The following is a 25407-nucleotide window of genomic DNA, read 5'->3' as shown; positions in this document are numbered from 1 at the left end:
CGACTAATGTCAGACAATTTTCAACATATTTCGGTATTAATGGAAGAAACCATTGACGCATTAGCCATCAAACCCGATGGCATTTATATCGATGGTACCTTTGGCCGTGGCGGTCATTCGGGTGAAATACTGAAAAAATTAGGTGAAAATGGCCGGTTACAAGCCATTGATCGCGATCCTCAAGCGATCAAAGCGGCTGAGCGTTTTGCCGATGATCCCCGCTTTTCGATTGCTCATAATACCTTTTCTGAAATTAAACACGTGGCTGAAGAAGCCGATTTAATTGGTAAAGTCGATGGTATTTTACTCGATATCGGTGTGTCATCACCTCAGTTAGATGATGCTGAGCGTGGTTTTAGTTTTATGAAAGATGGCCCACTTGATATGCGTATGAACCCAAGCGCAGGTCGAAGTGCTGCACAGTGGTTAGCCGTTGCAGATTTAGAAGAAATCACTTGGGTCATTAAAACCTATGGTGAAGAAAAGTTTGGTCGTCGTATCGCTCATAAAATTTTAGAAACTCGCGAACACACTCCAATCACAACTACAGCACAATTAGCTAAGTTGATTGATGAAGCTGTGCCGGTAAAAGATAAACACAAGCACCCAGCAACACGCGCTTTTCAGGCTATTCGTATCTATATCAACAGCGAACTTGAAGAGATCACAACGGCATTAAGTGCGTCGCTTGAAGTATTAAAGCCCGGTGGTCGTCTAGTGGTGATTTCGTTTCATTCATTAGAAGATCGTATCGTTAAACAATTTATAAAAAAGCAAAGTAAAGGTGAGGCTTTACCACGTGGTTTGCCATTAACGGATGCGCAGTTAAAACAAAATCTAACGTTAAAAGCAATTGGTAAAGCAATTAAACCGGGCGAAGAAGAACTTGCCCGAAATAGCCGTGCGCGCAGCTCCGTTCTTCGTATTGCACAGAGGTTAGGGTGAGTCAGAAACCGATAATTCGGCAACCCAATCTCTTTGCAGAAATTGCGGGGAAACTTTTTAGGGAGAAGTTCACTTCGGGGCTGCTTTTTCTTATTCTTTTATCTGCCTTGGCGGTGGTGCAAGTGACGCACTTTTCTCGTCAAGCACTGATGAATCAAGATAAATTATTACAACAACGTGATGAATTGGATTTGGAATGGCGCTACTTGTTAGTTGAGCAAGAGTTTTATGCCCAACATGCACGTATTGAGGCAATCGCCAGTAAAAATTTACAAATGAAACGACCTGATAGTAAGGACGAACAGGTGGTGATGCTGCCATGACCGACGGCCAACGAAAAAAAGTAGCTTCCAGTTTTATTGCTTGGCGATTTTTTCTCGTCTCTATTGCTATTGCTGCTGTTTTTGTCGCATTGGCGTCACGTGCGGCCTATATCCAAATTATTGAGCCGGATATGGCCATTGATGAAAATAATAAACGCACATTGCGTGTTGAAGCACTCCATGCCCAGCGTGGAATGATATTTGATCGCCAAGGAAAAGAGTTGGCGGTGAGTGTACCTGTTGTGAGTGTGTATGCGGATCCCAAAGCGCTTGAACAGTTTTTGCAGCAAAAAGTCTTTAAGCGTGCAAAAAAAGCAGGTGAGAACATTGAAGCCTTACAAAAAAATGCTGCTGAGTTAGCTAAGCGTACGACTGAAATTTATGATAATGACCCCCGCTGGCGTGAGCTTGCTGAAGTGTTACAAAGCTCTCAATCAGAAATAAATGAACGCTTGCGTCAAGATGTTAATCGACGTTATGTCTATTTAAAGCGCCAAGTAACGCCAGCAGTTGCTAATTATATTGGTAATTTGAGTTTGCCAGGCATTCATCTACTCGATGAGTCAAAACGTTATTATCCAGCAGGGGAAGTGTCTGCACATGTTGTTGGTTTCACAAATATTGATGGACAAGGTATTGAAGGAATTGAGAATCTTTTTGATAAAGCGCTAACAGGTGCAGATGGTAGGCGTACTGTTCGTAAAGATGCACAAGGGCGTGAAATTGAAGTGCTTGATGAGCGTGAGCGTGTTGAGCCTGAAAATATTACTTTGAGTATTGATCAGCGTATTCAAGGCATTGCTTATAAAGCATTAAAATCGGCAGTGTTAAGCTATAAAGCGACCTCAGGTTCAGCCATAGTGGTAGATGTTAAAACTGGCGAAATATTGGCAATGGTCAATAGCCCTTCTTTTAATCCAAATAATTTAGGCGATTCAGCGGCTCATAAGCGCCGCAATCGGGCGGTGACCGATTTATTTGAGCCTGGCTCGACTGTAAAGCCTTTATCAGTTTTAGCCGGACTAGAATATGGCAGTATTGCTGCAAATGACGTTATTGATACGAATCCGGGTTGGATGCGTGTTGGCGGGCGTGTTGTTTCTGATCCTCGTAATAATAGAGAAATGAATTTACGTGAAATTTTAAAGAAATCAAGCAACATGGGGGTCGCAAAAATAGCGCAAACATTGCCAAAAGATTACTTAGTTCGTTTTTTTCAAAAAGCAGGTTTTGGTGAGGATACCGGGACTAACATGGTAGGTGAAAGCAGTGGGCTGTATCGTCCTGATCGCCGATGGTCTGACTTTGAGATTGCAACTTTATCATATGGTTATGCAGTATCTGTTAGTACCGCACAATTAGCTCGTGTTTATGCAACATTGGGCTCAGGCGGGATATCTCGTCCTTTAACCATTTTGAAACAAACAGAGCCGATGCAGGGTGAGCGCATTATGCAAGAGCATAATGTGCGTGCTGTGGTTGAAATGATGGAAAGTGTCTTTGAACCAGGTGGCACAGCGCCGAATGCTAAAGTTGACGGTTACCGAGTGGCTGGTAAAACCGGTACTTCAAAAAAAGCGGTTGCAGGTGGTTATGGTGATGAATATGTGGGCTATTTTGCAGGATTAGGCCCAGTGTCAGATCCACGTTTAGCTGTAGTTGTGATGGTGAATGAGCCCGGTGGTGATGTGTATTATGGTGGTGCGGTTTCAGGCCCTGCTTTTGCTGAAATTATGTCAGGAGCATTGCGTATGCTCAATGTAGCTCCTGATATTGAGACCTTTGCAACTTTAGATTCGGAGAGCAATGATGGCTGATCTTGCCCCAATTTTAGCGCGTTTTGCTATTAGCCACGACCCAATTGATGTACAGCGTCTGGTGCTTGATAGCCGAAAAATAAAAAGTGGTGATGTGTTTATTGCTATTAAAGGCCATGCTCAAGATGGTGGCCTATTTGTAGGTTCGGCGCTCGCAAATGGTGCAAAGATTGCCTTAGTTGATGAGCAATGCCAGTGTGAGATTGAATCAGATAAAATAATTAGAATTAATCAGTTAGATAAAAAGTTGGCGCAATTAAGCGCTGAATTTTATGGTAACCCTAGTGAGAAGTTAACCTTAATTGGTGTCACGGGCACTAATGGAAAGTCCACAATTTCGAGTATGATTGCCCATTTATCGCAAGCGTGCGCTCAAAAAAGTGCGGTCATCGGTACTTTAGGCTGGGGTCATCCTCAACAATTAACTCCACTTGCCAATACCACGCCATCCTCGGTTGAGTTGCAGGATATTTTGGCGCAATTGTATCAAACCGAGCATCAGGTGGTGGCGATGGAAGTATCGTCTCATGGTTTAGTGCAAGGGCGAGTGGCTAGCACTCAATTTAAAGCTGCTGTTTTTAGTAATTTATCACGAGATCATCTTGATTATCATGGTGATATGCAAAGTTATGCTCAAGCCAAGCTGATGCTTTTTACCGAATGTAATCCTGATATATCAGTGTTAAATCAAGATGATGAAGTTGCAAAGTTATGGCTAATGCAACCGGAACTTGTTGATGCGGTTGTGTATGGTCAAGGTAAAACGACTGTGCATGCAGGGCGTTATGTTTTATTTGATGATGTCGAATATAGTGCAGCCGGTTTAAGTGCGCAGTTTTATACCAGTTGGGGCAATGTAAAGATAAAATGTCCTTTATATGGTCAATTTAATCTTTATAATCTTGCCGCTGCTCTGGCCACGCTACTTGCTTTGGGTTATTCAATTGACTTGTTAGTGCAAGCGGTGAATAAGTTATCGCCAGTGGCAGGGCGAATGCAGCCATTTAGTGAGCCAAATAAGCCTACTTGTGTGGTTGATTATGCGCATACACCCGATGCCCTAGCACTTGCGCTGCAAGCGTTACAGTTACATGTTCCTGGCAAAGTAACCTGTGTATTTGGCTGTGGTGGGAATCGCGATAAAGGCAAGCGAGCTTTGATGGCTCAGGCGGCAGAACGTTTTGCAAATAAAATAATCGTTACCAGCGATAATCCTCGCAACGAAGATCCTAATGCGATCATTGCGGATATTTTGGCTGGTTTTAATGATAGTAATCGTATTTTGAGTGAAATCGATCGTGAACAAGCAATCAAAGTTGCGATAGAGCAGGCTGAACCTGACGAAGTGATTTTAATTGCAGGAAAAGGGCACGAAGATTATCAGCTGATCGGAACGCAAGTTTTGCCTTTTTGTGATCGCACTCAAGTAGTAAAATATTTAAAAGGGTATAGCCAATGATCCCAATGGACTTAAATTGGATTAAAAATGTTTTGGCTGTGTCTTTCGAAGGGAAAAATCAGCAGGTTGTTAATATCAATACCGATACACGCACAATCAAAGCGGGTGAGGTGTTTTTAGCGATTAAAGGGCCCAATTTTGATGGCCATAAATTTGCTGAGCAAGCGGTTGCCCAAGGTGCGGTTGCTGTAATTGTTGAACATTCAGTTCAGGTTAAAGTGCCACAGTTTATTGTGCCCGACGCCCGATTGGCATTAGGTCAATTAGGTGCGGCTGTCATGGCTGAAGTCAATCCTAAAACGATCGCAATTACTGGTAGTGTGGGTAAAACCACAGTGAAAGAAATGTGTGCTGCGATTTTATCAAGCCATGGTGCAGTGTTAGCGACAAAAGGTAATTTTAATAACGATATTGGCGTGCCATTAACGTTATTGCGCCTTGAGCCTCATCATGAATATGCAGTGATTGAGCTAGGTGCTAATCACATTGGTGAAATTGCTTACACTACCGATTTAGTGAAACCCGATGTGGCCGTGGTCTGTAATGTTGCCGCTGCTCATATTGAAGGTTTTGGTAGTTTAGATGGTGTGGCACAAGCTAAAGGTGAAATTTTTAGCGGTTTGAAAGCCGGTGGCATTGCTGTTATTAATGCCGACAGCCCCTATGTTGATTATTGGTTGGGGAGCCTTGATGATAAGGCCCTGTGTCAATTTTCAATGAGTCAAAAGCTCGACGTTTGGCCTGAAAACATTCAATTAGATAAATTAGGTCGTGCTAGTTTTGATTTATGCACTCCAACCGAACGGGTTGCGGTGTTGTTACCTATTGCGGGTAAGCACAACATCACCAATGCCTTGATTGCCTGTGCACTGACTTTGCCATTAGGCGTGACACTTGCGCAAGTTGCCCAAGGGTTGGCTGCTATGCCGATGGTGCAAGGGCGCGTTAATCTGGTTGAAGTGAATGATAATTTAACTGTGATTGATGATACTTATAATGCCAATGTCCAGTCGGTTAAAGCGGGTATTGATTTACTAAGCCAAATTAAAGGTCATCAAATTTTTGCTTTTGGTGATATGGGCGAACTGGGTGAAGAAGCGCGCCAATATCACGAAGAAGTTGGCCTTTATGCGCAGCAAAAAGGAATTAATACCTTTTATAGCTTGGGCGTGTTAAGTCGCTATGCCAGTGATGTTTATCAAAAAGCTGGCTTGCACTTTTCGTCACGCCAACAGTTATTAGCAGCAATTTTAAATGATATTGCTCACGTTGATGGCCCTATTACTATTTTGGTAAAAGGTTCTCGTAGTTCACGAATGGAGTTGTTGGTACAAGATATTGTCGCCAGTGCTCAACATAAAAATAATAATGGAGCACAACCATGCTAGTTTGGTTAGCGGAATATTTAACTCAATACTATTCAGGCTTTAATGTTTTTTCATACCTGACATTCCGCTCTATTTTAGGCATTTTAACGGCCTTACTGATCTCGTTATATTTTGGCCCTAAAGTGATTCGCTATTTACAAGATATGCAAATCGGCCAGACAGTTCGCACCGATGGCCCTGAGTCTCATTTAGTTAAATCGGGCACGCCGACTATGGGCGGGATCTTGATTTTGGCATCTATTTTCTCAAGCACTTTGCTATGGGCTGACTTAAGTAACAAGTATGTATTAGTGACATTGTTCGTTATTGGGTCGCTTGGTGTTGTAGGTTTTGTTGATGATTACCGCAAAGTAGTGCGTAAAGACAGTAAAGGTTTAATTGCGCGCTGGAAATACTTTTGGCAATCCATTATTGCTTTAGCAACGGGTATCTTTTTATACAGCAGTGCATCATTAAGTGCAGAGACATCGTTAGTGGTGCCTTTTTTCAAAGATGTATTACCTCAGCTCGGTATTTTCTTCATCGTAATGACTTACTTTGTGATTGTTGGTACCTCAAATGCGGTAAACCTCACCGATGGTTTAGATGGGTTGGCCATAGTGCCGACCATTTTAGTTGCTGGGGCATTAGCATTTATTGCTTATGTAACTGGTAACATTAATTACGCAGCATATTTACACCTTCCTCATCTTCCTCTAGCCAGTGAACTGGTGATTGTTTGTACCACGATTGTTGGCGCTGGGTTAGGTTTTTTGTGGTTCAATACGTATCCTGCGCAAGTATTTATGGGAGATGTTGGATCGCTCGCACTGGGTGGAGCACTGGGTATTATTGCTATTTTAGTGCGCCAAGAGTTAGTGCTGATTATCATGGGCGGCGTTTTTGTGATGGAAGCCGTGTCGGTTATTTTGCAAGTTGGCTCTTATAAATTACGAGGCCAACGGATTTTTAGAATGGCACCAATTCACCATCATTATGAATTGAAAGGGTGGCCTGAACCTCGGGTGATAGTGCGCTTTTGGATTATCTCTGTGGTCTTGGTTTTAGCTGGTTTGGCGACGTTAAAGATAAGATAAATGAATTACTTAACGCAGTTAAAAACACAAAAAATAATGGTGCTTGGGCTCGGTGTTTCCGGTCTGAGCACTGTGCGTTTTCTGCTAGGTCAAGCCATTAACCCTATCGTGGTTGATAGCCGAGCAGAGCCTCCGGGTGCTCAATGGTTAATCGATCATGCACCTCATTTACCTTGTTATTTTGGTTCTTTATCACATGCGCCGTTAAATGAGGTTGATATGATTATTATCAGCCCAGGGATTGCTCTTAGTACACACGAGGTACAACGCGCATTAGCTGCAGATGTCGACGTCATTGGTGATATTGAGCTGTTTGCGCGTATTAATGACAAACCTGTAGTGGCTGTGACTGGTTCGAATGGTAAATCAACCGTGGTGACATTAGCGGCTAAGGTTTTGGCTGATGCGGGTTATAACGTCGGTTTGGCCGGAAACATAGGTACGTCACCACTGGATTTATTAAGTAACGATATTGATGTTTTTGTGCTTGAACTGTCGAGTTTTCAATTAGAAACTACTTTCAGTTTGGCGCCTATCAGCGCAACAGTGCTTAATCTGTGTGAAGATCATATGGATAGGTACGCAGGTATGAATGACTATTGCGCAGCAAAACAGACTATTTATCGAAATGCCCAATTGGCGGTGTATAACCAAGCCGATTTACTGACGTATCCACAAGAGGCAAAAGCCACATTAAGTTTCGGTTTAACAGATAGTGATTATCATCTGCAAAATTGCGAGTCAGATTCGTACTTTGCTTATCAACAGCAAGCGATTTTACCTGTTAGCGATTTGACGATTGTAGGTAAACACAACCAGCTTAATGCCCTTGCTGTGATGGCGTTGCTGCAGCCCTTTAATATTAAAACAACTGTTTTCTCTAAGAGTTTTAAAGCTTTTTCTGGGCTTGCACATCGTTGCCAGTTTGTAGCGCAAATAGACGGCGTCAATTTTTATAATGACTCAAAAGCAACCAATGTTGGTGCATGTATTAGCTCAATCGAAGGTTTGTACAGCCCAAGCAAAGGATTGGTTTTAATTGTGGGTGGTGATGGTAAAGGTGCTGATTTTAGTCCACTTGGGCATTACTTTAATACGCAAGTGAGCGAGTTGATTTGCCTAGGCCGTGACGCTCATGCGCTAGCTGCTTTAAAGGTGGGTTCGCACTTGGTTAGTTCTATGGCGCACGCGGTAGCCTGTGCAAAAAAATTAGCCAACGTAGGCGATAGCGTATTACTTGCCCCTGCCTGTGCTAGTTTAGATATGTATAACAATTACATGGCGCGAGGTGATGACTTTGTTCATTGTGTGACTGAGGAAAAATTATGTCCTTAGTTGCCACTATTCATGCCCGTTTTTTTGCTAGGAAATCAGATAGCTTATTTGATACCAGTTTATTGTATTGCGTACTGTTATTAGTTGGGCTTGGTTTTGTTATGGTCAACAGTGCTTCTATGCCTGTTTCTGAGCGAATTTATAATAATCCTTATCATATAACCACCCGTCATTGCATGTTTTTAGGCATGAGTTTTATTCTTTTTTGGTTTAGTACCACCATTCCAATGTCTTGGTGGAAACATTTTAATATGCCTTTACTATTCATAGGGTTAGGTTTGCTAGTGTTGGTGCTGCTTGTTGGGCGTGAAGTGAATGGCTCTAAGCGTTGGATCCCGATAGGGCCTGTCGGTTTGCAGGCTGCTGAGGTGGCAAAGCTGTGTTTTTTTAGTTATATCGCAGGTTATTTGGTTCGAAAACGCGCTGAAGTACAAGATAATATTAAAGGGTTTACTAAACCGATGGCCGTGTTTGCTGTATACGCTTTTTTAATTTTAATGCAGCCTGATTTAGGTACGGTATTGGTAATGTTTGTCACTACAGTGGGTTTATTGTTTCTAGCTGGTGCAAAAGTGTGGCAGTTTCTGGCGTTGATTTTGACAGGTTCAGGCTTGGTCACGCTATTAATTATTTTTGAACCCTATCGTATGGCGCGTGTTGTAAGCTTTTTAGAGCCTTGGGATGATCCTTTTGGTAATGGTTATCAGCTTGTTCAGTCTTTAATGGCGTATAGTCGCGGCGGTTGGCTGGGTCAGGGGTTAGGTAACAGCGTACAAAAATTACAATATTTACCTGAGGCGCATAACGATTTTATCTTTGCCGTGATTGGTGAAGAGCTTGGTTTTATTGGGGTGCTCAGTATTTTATTAGTCATCGGTACTTTGGTTTATCGTGCGTTTAACATCGGCCAAAAAGCATTAAAAGCAGGTAAAGAATACGAAGGTTATTTTGCACTCGCGATTGGCATTTGGATTGCGTTTCAAAGTGTGGTGAATGTGGGTGCCAGTGCCGGTTTATTGCCAACTAAAGGGCTAACTTTACCGTTTGTTTCATACGGTGGCTCAAGTTTGATGGTGATGACAGTTGCAATTGGGGTTCTACTGCGTATTGATTTTGAAGTGAATATGGCAACACGGCAAGCAACCGGAGGGCGAAAAAAATGACCAAAAAACTCATGGTCGTTGCAGGTGGTACCGGTGGGCATATTTTTCCTGGTATTGCCGTTGCAGAGCATTTAAAACAACAAGGCTGGCAAGTGGTTTGGCTTGGTACAGCCGATAGAATGGAAGCTGATGTAGTGCCAAAGCACGATATTGCGATTCGTTTTATTGAAGTTAAAGGCGTACGTGGTAATGGTTTAAAACGCTTATTTACGGCACCATTTATGGTGCTTAAAGCGATTTGGCAAGCACGTAAAATTATGCAGCAGGAGCGCCCAGATGTACTGCTTGGCATGGGCGGTTATGTAACCGGCCCTGCGGGTATTGCGGCTAAAAGTTTAGGGATCCCGCTAATAGTGCATGAGCAAAATGCAGTCGCTGGATTGAGCAATAAGTTGTTAGCTAAACTGGCCAATCAAGTGTGTGCTGCCTTTCCAAGTGCTTTTGAAGATGGTGTGGCTACATTAGTTGGCAATCCGGTACGAAGCAGTATGGCATTAGTGGGGCATCAATTTGATCCACAATGCTGTAAAATTTTAGTGGTCGGTGGTTCTTTAGGGGCCAGTGCCTTAAATGAAAACTTGCCAGCAGCATTTGCCGCATTACAGCACACAAAAGCGTTATCAATTTGGCATCAAACTGGTAAAGGGCAGCTAGGTGGCGTAACCGAACAATATAAAGCATTAGAGCTTGAAGCCAAGGTAGAACAGTTTATTGATGATATCGATCTTGCTTATCGATGGGCAGATATTGTGATTTGCCGAGCTGGAGCACTTACGGTCAGTGAAATTGCCGCAGCGGGTAAAATGGCGTTGTTCATTCCATTTCCTCATGCTGTAGATGATCATCAAACTGCAAACGCAGGGTATTTAGTGGATAATCACGCCGCGTTGTTGTTACAACAAGGTGATATGGACACTGAGATAGTAGTTAGCATGCTCAAGCCTTATGTTGAAAATAATGAATTAATTAGTGAAATGGCTCAGCGAGCGAAAGCCTTGGCTAAGCTCGATGCGACTGAGCAAGTTGCGTATTTTTGTCAGCAATTGAGCCATTAAAAAAATAGAAAGAGAATTACGTGAATCAAATAAGTAAATTACCCGCGATGCGACGTGTTGAATCTATCCACTTTATTGGTATAGGTGGCGCGGGTATGGGTGGGATTGCAGAAGTACTCGCCTATGAAGGTTATAAAATTACAGGTTCGGATATCGCTGAAAATGCGATGACAAAACGTTTGGCGGCGATAGGCGCTAAAATTTTTATAGGTCATCAGGCAAGCAATGTTGATGATGCCAGCGTGGTGGTGGTTTCAAGTGCGATTGATCAAAAAAATCCAGAAATAATCGCAGCGCAAGAAAATAGAACTCCTATTGTGCGTCGTGCTGAAATGTTGGCTGAATTAATGCGTTTTCGCCACGGTATCGCGATTGCTGGTACTCATGGAAAAACCACCACAACCAGTTTAATTGCGAGCGTGTTTGCCGAAGCGGATCTTGATCCTACGTTTGTGATTGGTGGGTTACTCAATAGTGCTGGTACAAACGCCAAGCTTGGCTCAAGCCGATTTTTAATTGCTGAAGCAGATGAAAGTGATGCGTCATTTTTGCATTTACAGCCGATGGTCTCGGTGATCACCAATATTGAAGCGGATCATATGGATACGTATCAAGGTGACTTCGAAAATATGAAAGACACTTACATTGAGTTTATTCATAACTTACCTTTTTATGGCTTAGCTGTGGTGTGCTGCGATGATGAAGTGATCAACGAGTTGATCCCGCGGTTTGGGCGAAAGTTTTTAACTTATGGCCAATCAAGCCAAGCAGATTATCGCATGAGTGATTTTGTTCAGTCGGGCAATACCAGCCAGTTTATTGTGACTGATAAGCAAGGGCATACCTTAAGCGTTAAATTGAATATGCCTGGTTTACATAATGCACTTAATGCAACAGCAGCCATTGCCGTTGCTAAAGATGAGGGCATTGCGGATGAAGCCATTATTCGAGCGCTTGCAAAATTTGAAGGCATAGGCCGACGTTTTGAGCATTATGGTAATTTTGCCACCGAACGTGGTGAGATTATGTTAGTGGACGATTATGGTCACCATCCATCAGAAGTGGCTGCGACTATAAAAGCTGCTCGCCAAGGTTGGCCAGATAAGCGTTTAGTGATGGCGTATCAACCACATCGTTATACGCGCACCCGTGATTTATACGAAGAGTTTGTGCAGGTTTTGGCTGAGGTTGATTTGTTGCTGTTACTTGAAGTTTATCCCGCAGGTGAGCAAGTCATTGCAGGTGCTGACAGTAAAAGCTTATGCCGTAGTTTACGCCTGCGTGGTAAAGAGCCTGTGTACATTTCAAACCCAAATGAATTAATGACGGTGCTAAGCGAAGTGCTACAAGGTAATGATTTAATCCTCACTCAAGGTGCGGGGAATATAGGCCAGCTCGTTAAAGTACTGGCAGAAACACAACTCGATATTGAAAAGTTAAAACAGGTGAATGCATGAATCCACAACAATTTGGCAAAGTAGCAGTACTAATGGGCGGCAGTTCAGCTGAACGCGATGTCTCATTACGTTCAGGCCAAGCTGTGTTAAACGCATTAGTATCGCAAGGTGTTGATGCATTTGCTTTTGATCCTGCAGAGCGCAATTTATTCGATCTTAAAAGTTTACAAACTGATCGTGCTTTTATTGCTCTGCATGGCCGTGGTGGTGAAGATGGCACTATTCAAGGAGCACTTGAATTTTTAGGATTGCCTTACACTGGCAGTGGCGTTTTAGGTTCAGCGTTAGCAATGGATAAAGTGCGTTGCAAAGAGTTGTTTAAAGCACGTGGTTTAAGTACCGCTGAGTTTGTTGTGGTTGAGCAAGGTGCGCAGTTTGATAGTGAAGCAATCATCAACGAATTTGGTGCTGTGATGGTTAAACCCGCTCATGAAGGTTCAAGCATCGGCATGGCAAAAGCAACAACCGCGATTGAATTAAATGAAGCCATTAATAATGCATTTCGTTTTGATGATACGGTGATGCTTGAAAAGTGGATAACCGGACGTGAATTTACCGTTACGATGATTTCAGGCGTTGCACAACCGATTGTTGAAATGGTGACGCCACGTGGTTTTTATGATTACGAAGCTAAATATCAAGCGAACAGCACCCAATACTTTTGCCCAGCAGAGCTCGGCCAATCTGAAACAGATAACTTGCAGCTTTTAGCACAACAAGCATTTAAGTTGGTTGGAGCAAGTGGCTGGGGACGAGTTGATGCGATGCGCGACCAAGCAGGCCAGTTTTACCTGCTTGAGGTAAATACAGTGCCAGGCATGACAGAGAAGTCGTTAGTACCGATGGCAGCTAAAGCAAATGGTATGAATTTCAGTCAATTAGTCATAAATATATTGGAGCAGACGCTTTAATATGAAACAATTTCTGGAAACCTTAAGCCACTTAAAACAGCGTATCGATTGGTCGCTGGTTTTTGGTTTGGGTTTCTTTTTGTTTGTCGTAATTTTACTGACGCAAAGCTTTGTTTTTGTTAGTAATTGGATGGCCAGTGAGCAAAATAGTCAGATTAAGCAAGTAACAGTATTGGGCTTGCCTGAGCATACCACGGAGCAAGAGATTTTAGCTGCGATCCGAAAAGCGAATGTATCAAGCTTTTTTGAGCTAAACGTTAATGAGGTTCAAAAACAAGTTGTTGATTTACCATGGGTTGCTAGCGCTTCGATCCGTAAGCAATGGCCTGATACATTAAAAGTATATGTTGTTGAGCACGTACCGGTGGCAATTTGGAACGATGACCAATTATTAAATAATTATGGTGAGGCATTTCAAGCACCTAAAAGCTCGATAAAAAAGACGTTGCCGAGTTTGTTTGGTCCAGAGGGGAGCGAGCAAGAAGCGTGGCAAGTGTTTCAGCAGTTTCATGAACTGTTTTATATCAATAATTTTAAGCTAACCAGTTTGGCGTTGTCGGAGCGGTTTTCTTGGCAACTTTGGTTAGATAACGGCATAAAGCTAAATTTAGGTCGAGAAGAAAAAGCGCAACGGGTACAACGATTTATCGATTTGTATCCCTATATGTTAAAACGCAAGGATGCAGAGGTCGATGTGGTCGATTTAAGGTATGATACTGGATTGGCGGTGAGCTGGAAGCCATTGTCATCTCAACAATTACAACAACAAAAGAGTAAAGCATGACGAAGTCAGCGGAACGTAATCTAGTCATTGGGCTTGATGTGGGCACATCTAAAGTCGTTGCGACGGTTGGCGAAATTACAGCAGATAACAAAATAAGTATTGTTGGTGTTGGCACGCAAGTGTCGCATGGTATGGACAAAGGTGGCGTGAATGATTTGAACCTAGTGTCCGAATCAATTCAGCGCGCGATTGATGCTGCCGAAATTATGGCTGATTGTCGGATTAGTTCTGTATATTTAGGGATTTCAGGTAAGCATATTCAGTGTCAAAATGAGAATGGTGTCGTTGCCATTAATAATGCTGAAGTTGGCGCTGATGATATTGAAAATGTTATTCATATTGCCAAATCTGTACCAATATCAGCAGAGCGAAAAATGCTACATGCTTTACCGCAAGAATACAGCATTGATATGCAAGAGGGCATTAAAAATCCCCTTGGTATGAGTGGTGTCCGTATGGAAGCCCGAGCACATATTATTACTTGTTCAAATGATATGGCCAAAAATATTGAAAAATGTGTTGAACGTTGTGGTTTGCAAGTAGATCAGCTTATTTTTTCAGCTTTGGCGTCGGGTTACTCGGTGCTTACTGAGGATGAAAAAGAACTCGGTGTCGCAGTGATTGATATTGGTGGTGGTACTATGGATATCACTATTTATACCAATGGTTCATTGCGCCATTCAGCGGTCATTACCGTGGCTGGCAATCAAGTAACGGGTGATATAGCAAAAATATTTCGTACCCCAATTTCCCACGCAGAAGCAATTAAAGTTCAATATGCATGTGCAAGTAGCCAAAGGGCTAGCACTGAGGATACTATAGAAGTCCCAAGTGTGGGCGGACGCCCTGCACGGATAATGTCGCGCCATACATTGGCTGAGGTGGTTGAACCTCGGTTTAGAGAATTATTTGAATTAGCGATGGAAGAAATCCGTCGCTCAGGCCTAGAAGAACAAATAGCTGCCGGTGTGGTACTTACCGGTGGTACAGCAAAAATGGCCTACGCGTTAGAAATAGCAGAAGAAATTTTTCAAATGCCTGCACGTGTCGGCAGTCCAATCGGGATGGTTGGGCTTTCAGACTATGTAAATGATCCTTCATTTGCAACTGCAGTAGGGCTTTTACAGTATGGCCGTACTATGCAAGTCGCAAATGCACGAAAGTCTACAGAAAGTACAAGCGCAAATTGGTGGAACCGTATTACAAAGTGGTTCCAAGGTGAATTTTAAACTCTAGTCGGAGAGTGGATATGTTTGATTATATGGAACAGCATAGCGAAGAAGCTGTCATTAAAGTTATTGGTGTTGGTGGCGGCGGTGGAAATGCAGTTGAGCACATGGTAAAACGCCAAATTGAAGGTGTGCGTTTTATTACAGCTAATACTGATGCACAAGCATTACGTAAATCATCAGCTGATATTACGGTACAACTAGGCACTAAAATCACTTCAGGTTTGGGTGCTGGTGCTAATCCAAATATCGGTCGCCAATCTGCGGAAGAAGATATTGATACTATTCGTGCCAGCCTTGAAGGCGCTGACATGGTATTTATCGCAGCTGGTATGGGTGGTGGTACTGGTACTGGTGCTGCGCCTGTTGTTGCTCGACTTGCCAAAGAGATGGGGATTTTAACAGTTGCTGTAGTAACACGCCCATTTGACTTTGAAGGTAAAAAGCGTGCGGCCGCTGCAGATCAAGGTATTGCCGAGCTTGCAGAGGTTGTAGATTCACTTATTACAATTCCTAACAATAAATTGCTTAAGGTTTTAGGTAAAGGTACGACATTATTAGATGCATTCGCAAAAGCGAATGATGTTCTTTATGGTGCTGTGCAAGGTATCGCAGAATTAATAACTCGCTCAGGTTTGATCAATGTGGACTTCGCCGACGTACGTACAGTAATGTCTGCCATGGGAACTGCAATGATGGGAACTGCATCAGCAACAGGCCCTGATCGTGCGCAAGAAGCTGCAGAAGCTGCAATCTCTAGCCCATTATTGGAAGATGTTGATTTAACAGGTGCAAAAGGTATTTTAGTTAATATCACAGCGGGTATGAATATCGCGATTGAAGAGTTTGAAACTGTAGGTAACCACGTTAAAGCGCTTGCATCTGAAAATGCAACGGTTGTTGTCGGTGCAGTTATTGACCCTGATATGACAGATGAATTACGTGTTACTGTTGTTGCAACTGGTTTAGGTGGTGATCGTCGTCCTCAATTTGGTATTGTTGAAAACAGTACTAAAAAGGTAGCTGGGTCGGATGTGTCTTCAAATCCTGGTGTTTTTGTACCAAGTTTTGCAAATCAAACTAGCTCACAACAAGCACCAACGAATACCGAAGCACCGGTAAAAAAAGAACAGGCTGCTGCACCTAAAAAGCAAGCAGAAGGCGATTATTTTGATATCCCAGCTTTTTTAAGAAAACAAGCTGATTAATAAATAATCAATGCAATTGTCAGCTGGTCTTAGCTGTGCTAAGATCCGCGGCCATTTATTTTGAACCATAGAATAAGCGATTTAGCCTATGATTAAACAACGTACAATTGGTGAGTTAGTTAGTACCATAGGAGTTGGGCTTCATAAGGGAGAAAAGGTCTCTTTAACTCTCCGACCTGCCGCAGCGAATACTGGGATTGTATTTCGTCGCGTTGACCTTGATCCGGTTGTGGATTTTTACACGACACCTGACGCCGTGGGCGATACTCAGCTTTGTACTTGTCTAATCAATAAAGATGGCGTGCGCTTATCCACCACTGAGCATTTAATTGCTGCGATTGCTGCTTTAGGTATCGACAACCTTGTTGTTGAATTAGATAGCCCTGAAGTACCAATTATGGATGGCAGTGCGCTCCCATTCATTTACTTGATTCAAAAAGCGGGTATTAAAGAGCAGGCTGTTGCCAAGCGCTTTATTCGTATTACTGAAAAAGTACGTGTTGAAGATGGCGGTAAATGGGCTGAAATTGAACCTTATGATGGTTTCCATATTGACTTCCAAATTGATTTTAATCATCCGGCAATCAATGACAGTCGTCAGCGTATCGGTTTAGATATTACCGCGCAAAGTTTCACACAAGAAATTAGTCGTGCGCGTACTTTTGGTTTTATGAAAGATATTGAATACATGCACGCCAATAACTTAGCTTTAGGTGGTAGCATGGATAACGCAGTCGTTTTAGATGAGTACAAAGTACTTAATCCAAATGGACTTCGTTATGCTGATGAGTTTGTTAAGCATAAAATACTAGACTGTGTTGGTGACTTATTTATGACAGGGCATAATTTAATTGGCAAAGTAACAGCCTATAAATCAGGCCATGATTTAAATAACAAATTATTGCGTAAAGTAATGGCGACTGAGTCAGCTTGGCAATGGGCAACTTTTGACGAATCTGTCACTATGCCTGCACCGGGATTAGAGTTAGCTCGCGTTTAACGAGTACTCAATAAGCACAATAAAAAAGCTGACACTGTCAGCTTTTTTTATGCTCTCATTTTAGTTATTCATTAACGTTTTACTTTAGTTGCGTGCGCAGCGAGTTTTTCTAATTTCGCTTTGAGCGATGCAGGGGCATGCTCAGCTACTTCGAGTAATGAATCCGCTGTTTGTTGGCTTAATACTCGACTATTAACTACCGGTTGTGAGCGAATCGACTCAGCGCGTTGATTTGCCGCTGCATGAGGCGAGGTCTGAATTTTTATCTGGCTTAGCTCTGGTAGCCCATTTTTACGAAGATCTGACATGATACTCATCTTCATATAATTTAGACGCATGGCGACTGCCGCTGATTGTGCTTCGATTATTAAGATTGAATCCCGATAGTTGCTAATGCGACATTTTTGCGCCATAGTGGCGCCGACACACTGAATCAGTAGCTCTTGATGGTGGTTAAGCTGCTGGCTTTTACCAATATACGATGACATTCGGCTCGACATATTTGCCATAAGATCATCCAAAGTTTTTGGTGCGTATCTGTCTTTAGCCATAGTGAACAACATCGTACTTATGAGTTTAATTGAAATACAAAGCGACTGTGGTGTCTCTTTCGTTCGAGTGCATGGGTATGCGTGTTTATCTCGATTGCGCTAAGTATGAATGTAGTCCTCAACCTTTACTAGTAATAAGTGAAAACGAAAGTTTGTGATCATCAGTTGCCTGTCTAAAAACTGATGGCTGAACCTCATTGCATTATGCTGAGCGCTAACGCTAACACCAAAGCTTTACTCTCAAGGCAATGATTCAGTGTATCAAATCAAATGAGATCAATATCAGTTAAGTTGTTAGCTTGTTAGCTGCATTGGGTTATAAGTTTGCTCTGGTTGCGGGGTTTCCCTAAAAAGAATACGATAGATAGCAATCTATTGTAGGGATGTGTTGCAACAGATGATATAGCATCTTAATAGTGGGCTGCATTGGATGTATTCAAAGAAATTGATCAAATAGACTTGGCGCTAGCCAGTCAAGCGCATAAAATGTCGCTACTTGAATCTGTGTTTATGAATCCCCATATAGTGTAGAGTTCACAAATTTCGGGTGAACCTGTTTAGCAGGCGAGTTATGATCTTATTTGTGAGCTAGTAAATATGAACTTTACAGCGACAGATGATTAGATTTTGCTACAAAAGAAGGTGATGCTGTCATCATGACAGGTGCAGGGGAACCAGATAGGTGCGTAATTTCAGGGCTATGGTAATTTACCAATGAACCATAGCCAAAAAATTGCAAGCTGTACTGGTTAAAACCGAACCATTTAAGTCAAGGTTGGTGATGTAGTTGAAAAAGGGCAGGCGATAGCTGTATTGGCAATACGGGACGTTCAACAAACGTTTATCTCCATTATGAGTGATTAAATAATGGTAATGTTACCAATTCACTTCGTACTGTATATCGCACAAGTGCAAATTAGGCGTTAGCAGAGGCTGACAAAAACAAGGGTTGTAACGGTTTTATCATGATAGCTAATTTACTTACCAAAATTTTTGGTAGTCGCAATGATCGCACCATTAAAAATTTAAGAAAAACAGTGGCGCTGATTAATGCACTAGAATCGCAAGTTGAAGCATTAACAGATGACGAATTAAAAGCAAAAACTGCACAATTCCGCAAGCGTTTTGATGAAGGTGAAACGCTTGACGAGATTCTGCCTGAAGCATTTTCGGTTGTTCGTGAAGCATCGAAACGTGTATTTAATATGCGTCATTTCGATGTACAAATGATTGGCGGCATGGTGCTAAACCAAGGCCGTATCGCAGAAATGCGCACCGGTGAGGGTAAAACATTAACGGCATCTTTACCGGCATATCTGCACGGTTTAAGTGGCAAAGGTGTTCACGTTATTACCGTAAATGACTACCTTGCTAAGCGTGATGCTGAAACTAACCGTCCATTGTTTGAGTTTTTAGGCTTAACTGTGGGTTGTAATGTTCCTGGCATGAATTCATATGAGAAAAAACTCGCGTATCAAGCTGATATTACTTACGGTACAAATAATGAGTTTGGTTTTGATTACTTACGTGACAACATGGCGTTTTCGCCTGAAGAACGTGTACAACGTGAACTCAATTTTGCCGTTATCGATGAAGTGGATTCAATCTTAATTGACGAAGCTCGTACCCCTTTAATTATTTCTGGTCCAGCCGAAGATAGTTCTGAGCTGTATATTGAAATCAACAAAATCGTACCTCTTTTAACTCGTCAAGAAAAAGAAGATGAAGAAGGGATTGAAGGCGATGGTGATTTCACGATTGATGAAAAGGGTAAGCAAATTCATTTGACTGAACGTGGTCAAATTAAAGTTGAAGACTTGCTTCTTGAGCGTGGCTTAATGCAAGATGGTGAATCACTTTACTCAGCAGCAAACATTACTTTATTAAGCCATGTTTATGCCGCTTTACGTGCTCACAAATTATTCCAAAAAGATGTCGACTATGTAGTTAAAGACAATGAAATCATCATTGTTGATGAGCATACTGGCCGTACAATGGAAGGGCGCCGTTGGTCTGAAGGTTTACACCAAGCAGTTGAAGCAAAAGAAGGTGTAAAAATTCAAAATGAAAACCAAACATTAGCGTCAATTACATTCCAAAACTATTTCCGTATCTATAATACCTTGTCAGGTATGACAGGTACGGCAGATACCGAAGCGTTTGAATTCCAATCTATCTATGGCTTAGATACTGTGGTTATTCCAACTAACAAGCCGATGATACGAGATGATCGCGCTGATTTAGTCTATTTAACCCAAGAAGAAAAATACGAAGCAATTTTAAAAGATATCGTTGATTGCCAAAAACGTGGGCAACCTGTGCTTGTAGGTACTATTTCAATCGAAAGCTCTGAGTATTTATCGCAGTTCTTACGTAAAGAAAAAATTCAACATAACGTATTAAACGCTAAATTCCATGCACAAGAAGCCGACATTGTTGCTGACGCTGGTTTACCGGGTAAAGTAACGATTGCTACTAACATGGCAGGTCGTGGTACGGACATCGTGTTAGGTGGTAACTGGCAATCACAAATTGCTAAGTTAGACAATCCAACTGATGAGCAAATTGCAAAAATTAAAACACAATGGCAAGAAACGCATGATGCAGTTATTGCCGCAGGTGGTTTACATATCATTGCCACTGAGCGCCATGAATCACGTCGTATCGACAACCAGTTACGTGGTCGTTCAGGTCGCCAAGGTGATGCAGGTTCAAGCCGTTTCTACTTATCAATGGAAGATTCATTGATGCGTATTTTTGCCGGTGATCGCATGACGAACATGATGCGCAAACTTGGTATGGAACGTGGTGAGGCAATTGAACACCCTTGGGTAAACCGTGCCATTGAAAACGCTCAGCGTAAAGTAGAAGCGCGCAACTTTGATATTCGTAAGCAATTACTTGAATTTGATGATGTTGCCAATGATCAGCGCCGTGTTGTTTATTCACAGCGTAATGAGCTGTTAGATGAAGGCGATATTTCAGAAACAATTACGGCGATCCGTAAAGATGTATTAAACAATAAAGTTAATCTTTATATTCCACCACAGTCATTGGCTGAAATGTGGGATATCAAAGGATTAGAAGATTGTTTAAAAGCTGACTTCTTAGTTGATTTACCTGTACAACAATGGCTTGATGAAGACAATAAGTTGTTTGAAGAAAAGCTACGTGAGCGTATTGAGCAAAGTGTCGAAGCGGCATATCAGCATAAAGAAGAGATGGTGGGTGCTTCAGTGCTGCGTCAATTCGAAAAAGCAATTATGCTACAAAGCTTAGATCAACATTGGAAAGATCATTTAGCGGCAATGGATCATTTGCGTCAAGGTATTCACTTACGTGGTTACGCGCAAAAAAATCCAAAGCAAGAATACAAACGTGAGTCGTTTGAATTGTTTACACAAATGCTTGAAGACTTGAAAATTGATGTTGTTAGCATTCTAAGTAAAGTACAAGTACGTGCTGAAGAAGATGTTGAAGCCGTTGAAGCGCAGCGTCGCCGTGCTGAAAATGTAGAGCGTCAGTATCAACATGAAGAAGCCGAGCATTTAGGTGGTGAAGCACCTGAAGCACCAAGTATGGTACGTGCAGAGCCAAAAGTAGGTCGTAATGATGCCTGTCCATGTGGTTCTGGATTAAAGTACAAACAATGCCACGGTAAATTGAAATAACTCATTACTGTTACTAAAAAAGCGACTTAGGTCGCTTTTTTATTGTAAAAAATAAGTAGAGAATGAAATGGTCACAACATCAAACCAAAATCAAAAAGTAGTTCATGTCGCTGTTGGAATTATTAAGCGCCAAAACGAAATTTACATTTGCAAACGCCCAGATGATAAACATCAAGGTGGTAAATGGGAATTCCCAGGTGGCAAGGTAGAAAAAGAAGAATCCGTAACAGAAGCATTGCAACGTGAACTAAAAGAAGAAGTGAATATTGATGTGCAAAGCTCATGTTCATTTATGGAGATTCATCATGATTATGGCGACAAAGCGGTATTTCTCGATATTCATTTAGTTGAGGATTTTAGTGGTGAACCTGTTGGTCTTGAAGGACAATTAGGTCAATGGGTTGCAATAGATAAACTAGATGCCTTTGAGTTTCCAGCGGCTAACGTACCAATTTTGGCAAGGTTAGCTCAACAGATAAAATAATCAGTTTAATTTATCAAGCAGTGGCGTAATAATGTTCTACACTCGAATAGTTTATTAGGAGATTCTGCGTATTAACATGAAGCGATTAACATGGTTATTTTTGAGTGTATGTTGCCTAACATTCGCTCTTTCACCTTTAGCTTCAGAAAAGCCAATCTTAGATGTGAGTGTTGGTTGGTCAAAACCACCTTATGTTATTCAACAAGATGAAACTGGATTTGAAATTGAGTTAGTCAAAGCTGTGTTTGATCAGCTAGGTTATCAGTTAAAGTTTGTTTATGTGCCATTTGCTCGCTCACCATATTTACTTAATCAGGGGGAGATTGATTTGGCCATGACAATTAACCCTCGAATGGATATTAATCAACTGCAGTTGAGCACACCTTATATCAGTTATCATAATGTTGCGATTAGCCTAAAAAAACGGCATTTAGCCATTAATAACGTGATTGATTTATCACGCTATACGGTGATAGCGTTTCAAAATGCCAAGGTGGTTTTAGGGGTTGAGTATGCGCAAGCTGTGAAAAAATCGCCTTTTTATCAAGAGTTGCCAGATCAAGCGCATCAGGTTGAAATGCTCCTCAAAGGAAGGGCCGATGTTGTCGTAATGGATGTTAATATTTTTAATTACTTGAGTCGTGATTATACGCATAAAAATCAAATGAATAACGTTAATGTGCACAAGCTATTTCCTGCAAGCCAATATCATTTAGGGGTTAAGGATCTTGCTTTAAAGCAGTTGTTTAACCAGCAATTAAATGAATATAAACGCTCAGCAGCGTACCAAGAGTTATTACTTAAATACGAGTTTTATCAAGGCGAAAGCCCTCAGTTGCCTTGATTGTATCCAAAGAAAAAAATCATTTCCAGCGTGGTTAATTCTCTTTATGATGGTTTGTAATTAATTGAATGTCGATTAATGAAATGACCCATTCTAGGATTTTATAATAATGAAAAAAATAACCTTTTTAGCGACCAGTGTCGCGTTAGCTTTAGGCTTAACCGGATGTGGTGAGCAAGCTAACACTGCGCCAGAAATAAAAACACCCAGCACCATGGTTATCACTGATGCTAAGCCATCACTTGTATCGGGAATTGAATTAGAGAATATCGATCATACAGTGCGTGCCCAAGATGACTTTTATCAATATGTTAATGGCGTATGGCTGCGTGATACAAAAATTCCTGACGATAAATCGAATTATGGCTCGTTTACTCAGTTGTACGATAATTCACAAGCCGCGCTGAAAACGGTGATTGAGGCTGCAGCTGCAAATGCTAATGTTGAAATGGGCAGTGATGAGCAAAAGTTAGGTGATTTTTATAAAAGCTATATGGATGAGGCAACAGCTAATAAATTATCGTTCGATCCATTAAAAGCTGATTTAGCTAATATAGCAGCTGTGACCGATAAAGCCGCACTTGCTGCCTTAATGGCTGAACTTAGGATAAAAGGCAGTACAACGCCATTTGCTTGGTATGTAAATAATGATGAAAAGAAATCAAGCGAGTATGCGCTATATGTTTTTCAATCTGGTTTAGGGTTGCCAGACCGTGATTATTATTTAAAAGATGATGAAAAATTTACAAAAATCCGTGCACAGTATCACACATATATTACTCAATTGTTGGCGTTGGCAGGTGATGAAAATGCCGCTGATGCTGCAAGTAATATTATGGCGCTTGAAACGAAACTTGCGACAGCACAGTGGTCACGAGTTGAAAACCGCGATGCAACCAAAGCATATAACAAATTAACAACGGCCGAAGTGGATGCATTGCTGGGTGATTTTGACTTTGCAGCATTTTTAGCACAATCGAATTTAAATGTTAAAGAGTTAATCGTCAGCCAGCCGAGTTATTTAGTGGCACTAGCGGCTATTTTTGCCGAAACAGATTTAGTGGCATGGCAAGACTATTTAAGTTTTCACTTTGTAAATAGCTATGCCAGCAAGCTCAGTGACGAGTTTGTTGATTTAAATTTTGCATTTTATAGCACAACGTTACGTGGGGTTGAGCAACAGCAGCCCCGCTGGAAAACAGCGGTAGACTCAGCAAATGATGTGCTAGGTGAAATATTGGGCAAAGTGTATGTAAAAGATAATTTTCCGCCAGAAGCCAAGCAGCGTATGGGGGTGTTGGTTAATAATTTAATTAAAGCTTACGGCGTTGCGATTGATGAATTAGAGTGGATGAGTGCTGAAACGAAAGTTGCAGCAAAAGAGAAGCTTAATAAATTTACACCAAAAATTGGTTATCCAGATAAATGGAAAGACTATTCAGCGCTTGAAATTAAAGCCGATGATTTAGTTGGTAACTTTATTCGCCACAGTCAATGGGCTTATGCTGACATGAGTGGTAAGTTAGGTAAACCTGTTGATCGCACTGAGTGGTTTATGACGCCGCAGACGGTAAACGCCTATTATAATCCTGTGAACAATGAAATTGTATTTCCAGCCGCAATCTTACAGCCACCATTTTTTAATTTAGCAGCAGACGATGCTGTTAATTATGGTGCAATCGGTGCGGTGATTGGTCATGAGCTAGGTCATGGTTTTGACGACCAAGGGGCAAAATATGATGGTGATGGTAATTTACGTGATTGGTGGAATGAAACCGATTTAGCGCAGTTTCAAAAACGCGGAGCAAAGTTGATTGCGCAATATGATGGCTTCAAGCCATTTGATGATGCACATGTAAATGGCTCTTTGACTTTGGGTGAGAATATTGGTGATTTAGGTGGATTAACCGTTGCTTATAAAGCATATCAAATGTCATTGTCTGGCAATAAAGCACTTGAAATCGACGGTTTTACAGGAGAGCAGCGCTTCTTTATGGGGTGGGCGCAAGTTTGGCGTCGTAATTATCGTGATGAAGAGTTGCGCAATCGCTTAATGACAGACTCGCACTCACCAAGTCAATATCGTGTTATTGGTATTTTGTCGAATATGCCTGAGTTTTATCAAGCATTTGCAGTGAAGCCGGAAGATAAAATGTATCTCGCTCCAGAGCAACGTGTAAAAATTTGGTAATCACAGCTAATTTAACTATTTAAAGCTCAGCATTCGCTGGGCTTTTTAATTTACGCAATGCATAGACTGAGCAAGTAATACCAATCGTAATAAATAACTGGTCACCCTAGCTTGTGAAAACACTCGATAACTTCGTTAGATTTTTTGATTGTAGAATAACTACTTATCGAAAAAATCAGCCTTGTTCTCAAGCGTTTTTCCTACGCTATTTTTGATCACTTACTTATCGTGATTGGTATAACTCGGTGTGCGCTGTCATTGTGTCAATTTGCTCTTTATTGTTTTACTTTCTACGGAAAAGCAGCTTCTTATATTTTGATTTTTTTAACGTACCGTCAAATACTGAGTTAAGCGCACAACTTTAAAGAAACTTTATTAACTATTTATTTTTAAAAGAGTATTTAATTTAGGTTCTGAGCTCATTCAGAAAAAAATCAGCTTTTATTTACCAGCTAAAGATAGCGCTGTCATTTTGATTTGTTTATGATGAATCAAACCAATAATTAAATATCATCT

The 25407-nt window shown here is 41.5% G+C and carries 20 protein-coding genes; 19 read left to right on the top strand and 1 reads right to left on the bottom strand.

Translation table 11 applies throughout. The annotated features are described in order from the left end of the window. The first annotated feature begins 6 nt into the window (after positions 1–6). The 15 genes from rsmH to lpxC all read left to right on the top strand — a co-directional run bounded on the left by rsmH (position 7) and on the right by lpxC (position 17150). Positions 7–945, top strand: coding sequence for a 16S rRNA (cytosine(1402)-N(4))-methyltransferase RsmH (gene rsmH, locus AC3KZC_RS15310; protein WP_490577780.1), 939 nt, complete (start codon positions 7–9; stop codon positions 943–945). Then, positions 942–1268: a cell division protein FtsL gene (gene ftsL / locus AC3KZC_RS15305; protein ID WP_490577779.1), complete on the top strand. Its 327-nt coding sequence runs from the start codon at positions 942–944 to the stop codon at positions 1266–1268. The genes rsmH and ftsL overlap by 4 nt, the downstream gene beginning before the upstream one ends. Then, positions 1265–3085 (top strand): penicillin-binding transpeptidase domain-containing protein, encoded by a 1821-nt coding sequence (locus AC3KZC_RS15300; protein ID WP_490577778.1) that lies wholly within the window; start codon positions 1265–1267, stop codon positions 3083–3085. Before ftsL ends, AC3KZC_RS15300 begins: the two co-directional genes overlap by 4 nt. After that, the gene (murE, locus tag AC3KZC_RS15295; protein ID WP_490577777.1) at positions 3078–4544 is read left to right on the top strand and encodes a UDP-N-acetylmuramoyl-L-alanyl-D-glutamate--2,6-diaminopimelate ligase; all 1467 of its coding nucleotides are present in this window, start codon (positions 3078–3080) and stop codon (positions 4542–4544) included. The genes AC3KZC_RS15300 and murE overlap by 8 nt, the downstream gene beginning before the upstream one ends. Further along, positions 4541–5932 (top strand): UDP-N-acetylmuramoyl-tripeptide--D-alanyl-D-alanine ligase, encoded by a 1392-nt coding sequence (locus AC3KZC_RS15290; protein ID WP_490577776.1) that lies wholly within the window; start codon positions 4541–4543, stop codon positions 5930–5932. Before murE ends, AC3KZC_RS15290 begins: the two co-directional genes overlap by 4 nt. Next, positions 5926–7008 (top strand): phospho-N-acetylmuramoyl-pentapeptide-transferase, encoded by a 1083-nt coding sequence (mraY, locus tag AC3KZC_RS15285; protein WP_490577775.1) that lies wholly within the window; start codon positions 5926–5928, stop codon positions 7006–7008. The genes AC3KZC_RS15290 and mraY overlap by 7 nt, the downstream gene beginning before the upstream one ends. Continuing rightward, positions 7009–8343 (top strand): UDP-N-acetylmuramoyl-L-alanine--D-glutamate ligase, encoded by a 1335-nt coding sequence (murD, locus tag AC3KZC_RS15280; RefSeq protein WP_490577774.1) that lies wholly within the window; start codon positions 7009–7011, stop codon positions 8341–8343. After that, positions 8334–9506 carry a cell division protein FtsW gene (gene ftsW, locus AC3KZC_RS15275; protein ID WP_490577773.1) on the top strand — a complete coding sequence of 391 codons (1173 nt, stop codon included), beginning with the start codon at positions 8334–8336 and terminating at the stop codon, positions 9504–9506. The genes murD and ftsW overlap by 10 nt, the downstream gene beginning before the upstream one ends. Further along, positions 9503–10561, top strand: a complete 1059-nt coding sequence (gene murG / locus AC3KZC_RS15270) for an undecaprenyldiphospho-muramoylpentapeptide beta-N-acetylglucosaminyltransferase (RefSeq protein WP_490577772.1) — start codon at positions 9503–9505, stop codon at positions 10559–10561. Before ftsW ends, murG begins: the two co-directional genes overlap by 4 nt. Before the next feature lie 47 nt (positions 10562–10608). After that, positions 10609–12018 (top strand): UDP-N-acetylmuramate--L-alanine ligase, encoded by a 1410-nt coding sequence (gene murC / locus AC3KZC_RS15265; protein ID WP_490577869.1) that lies wholly within the window; start codon positions 10609–10611, stop codon positions 12016–12018. After that, positions 12015–12929 carry a D-alanine--D-alanine ligase gene (locus AC3KZC_RS15260; RefSeq protein ID WP_490577771.1) on the top strand — a complete coding sequence of 305 codons (915 nt, stop codon included), beginning with the start codon at positions 12015–12017 and terminating at the stop codon, positions 12927–12929. The genes murC and AC3KZC_RS15260 overlap by 4 nt, the downstream gene beginning before the upstream one ends. A gap of 1 nt (position 12930) precedes the next feature. Continuing rightward, positions 12931–13713, top strand: coding sequence for a cell division protein FtsQ/DivIB (locus AC3KZC_RS15255; protein ID WP_490577770.1), 783 nt, complete (start codon positions 12931–12933; stop codon positions 13711–13713). Beyond that, positions 13710–14942: a cell division protein FtsA gene (gene ftsA / locus AC3KZC_RS15250; RefSeq protein WP_490577769.1), complete on the top strand. Its 1233-nt coding sequence runs from the start codon at positions 13710–13712 to the stop codon at positions 14940–14942. The genes AC3KZC_RS15255 and ftsA overlap by 4 nt, the downstream gene beginning before the upstream one ends. A 20-nt stretch (positions 14943–14962) precedes the next feature. After that, positions 14963–16150 (top strand): cell division protein FtsZ, encoded by a 1188-nt coding sequence (gene ftsZ / locus AC3KZC_RS15245; RefSeq protein ID WP_490577768.1) that lies wholly within the window; start codon positions 14963–14965, stop codon positions 16148–16150. 88 nt (positions 16151–16238) lie between these two features. Further along, entirely contained in the window at positions 16239–17150 is a 912-nt protein-coding gene (lpxC, locus tag AC3KZC_RS15240; protein WP_490577767.1) for a UDP-3-O-acyl-N-acetylglucosamine deacetylase, read from the top strand. 71 nt (positions 17151–17221) lie between these two features. Here the strand turns inward: lpxC and AC3KZC_RS15235 are convergent, their stop codons facing one another. Further along, positions 17222–17701, bottom strand: coding sequence for a DUF721 domain-containing protein (locus tag AC3KZC_RS15235; RefSeq protein WP_490577766.1), 480 nt, complete (start codon positions 17699–17701; stop codon positions 17222–17224). Positions 17702–18666: 965 nt separating this feature from the next. Here AC3KZC_RS15235 and secA point away from each other — a divergent pair. From secA to AC3KZC_RS15215, 4 genes are all read left to right on the top strand, one after another. After that, positions 18667–21372: a preprotein translocase subunit SecA gene (gene secA / locus AC3KZC_RS15230; protein WP_490577765.1), complete on the top strand. Its 2706-nt coding sequence runs from the start codon at positions 18667–18669 to the stop codon at positions 21370–21372. Positions 21373–21439: 67 nt separating this feature from the next. After that, positions 21440–21856: an 8-oxo-dGTP diphosphatase MutT gene (gene mutT / locus AC3KZC_RS15225; RefSeq protein ID WP_490577764.1), complete on the top strand. Its 417-nt coding sequence runs from the start codon at positions 21440–21442 to the stop codon at positions 21854–21856. A gap of 76 nt (positions 21857–21932) precedes the next feature. Beyond that, positions 21933–22700 carry a substrate-binding periplasmic protein gene (locus AC3KZC_RS15220; RefSeq protein WP_490577763.1) on the top strand — a complete coding sequence of 256 codons (768 nt, stop codon included), beginning with the start codon at positions 21933–21935 and terminating at the stop codon, positions 22698–22700. Between the two features lie 109 nt (positions 22701–22809). Then, on the top strand, positions 22810–24891 hold the full coding sequence (locus tag AC3KZC_RS15215) for a M13 family metallopeptidase (protein WP_490577762.1): 2082 nt from the start codon (positions 22810–22812) through the stop codon (positions 24889–24891). Positions 24892–25407: the final 516 nt, after the last annotated feature.

The sequence above is a fragment of the Pseudoalteromonas sp. J2K-J031 genome, from assembly GCF_058197095.2.
This window is presented reverse-complemented; position numbering and strand designations above follow the sequence as displayed.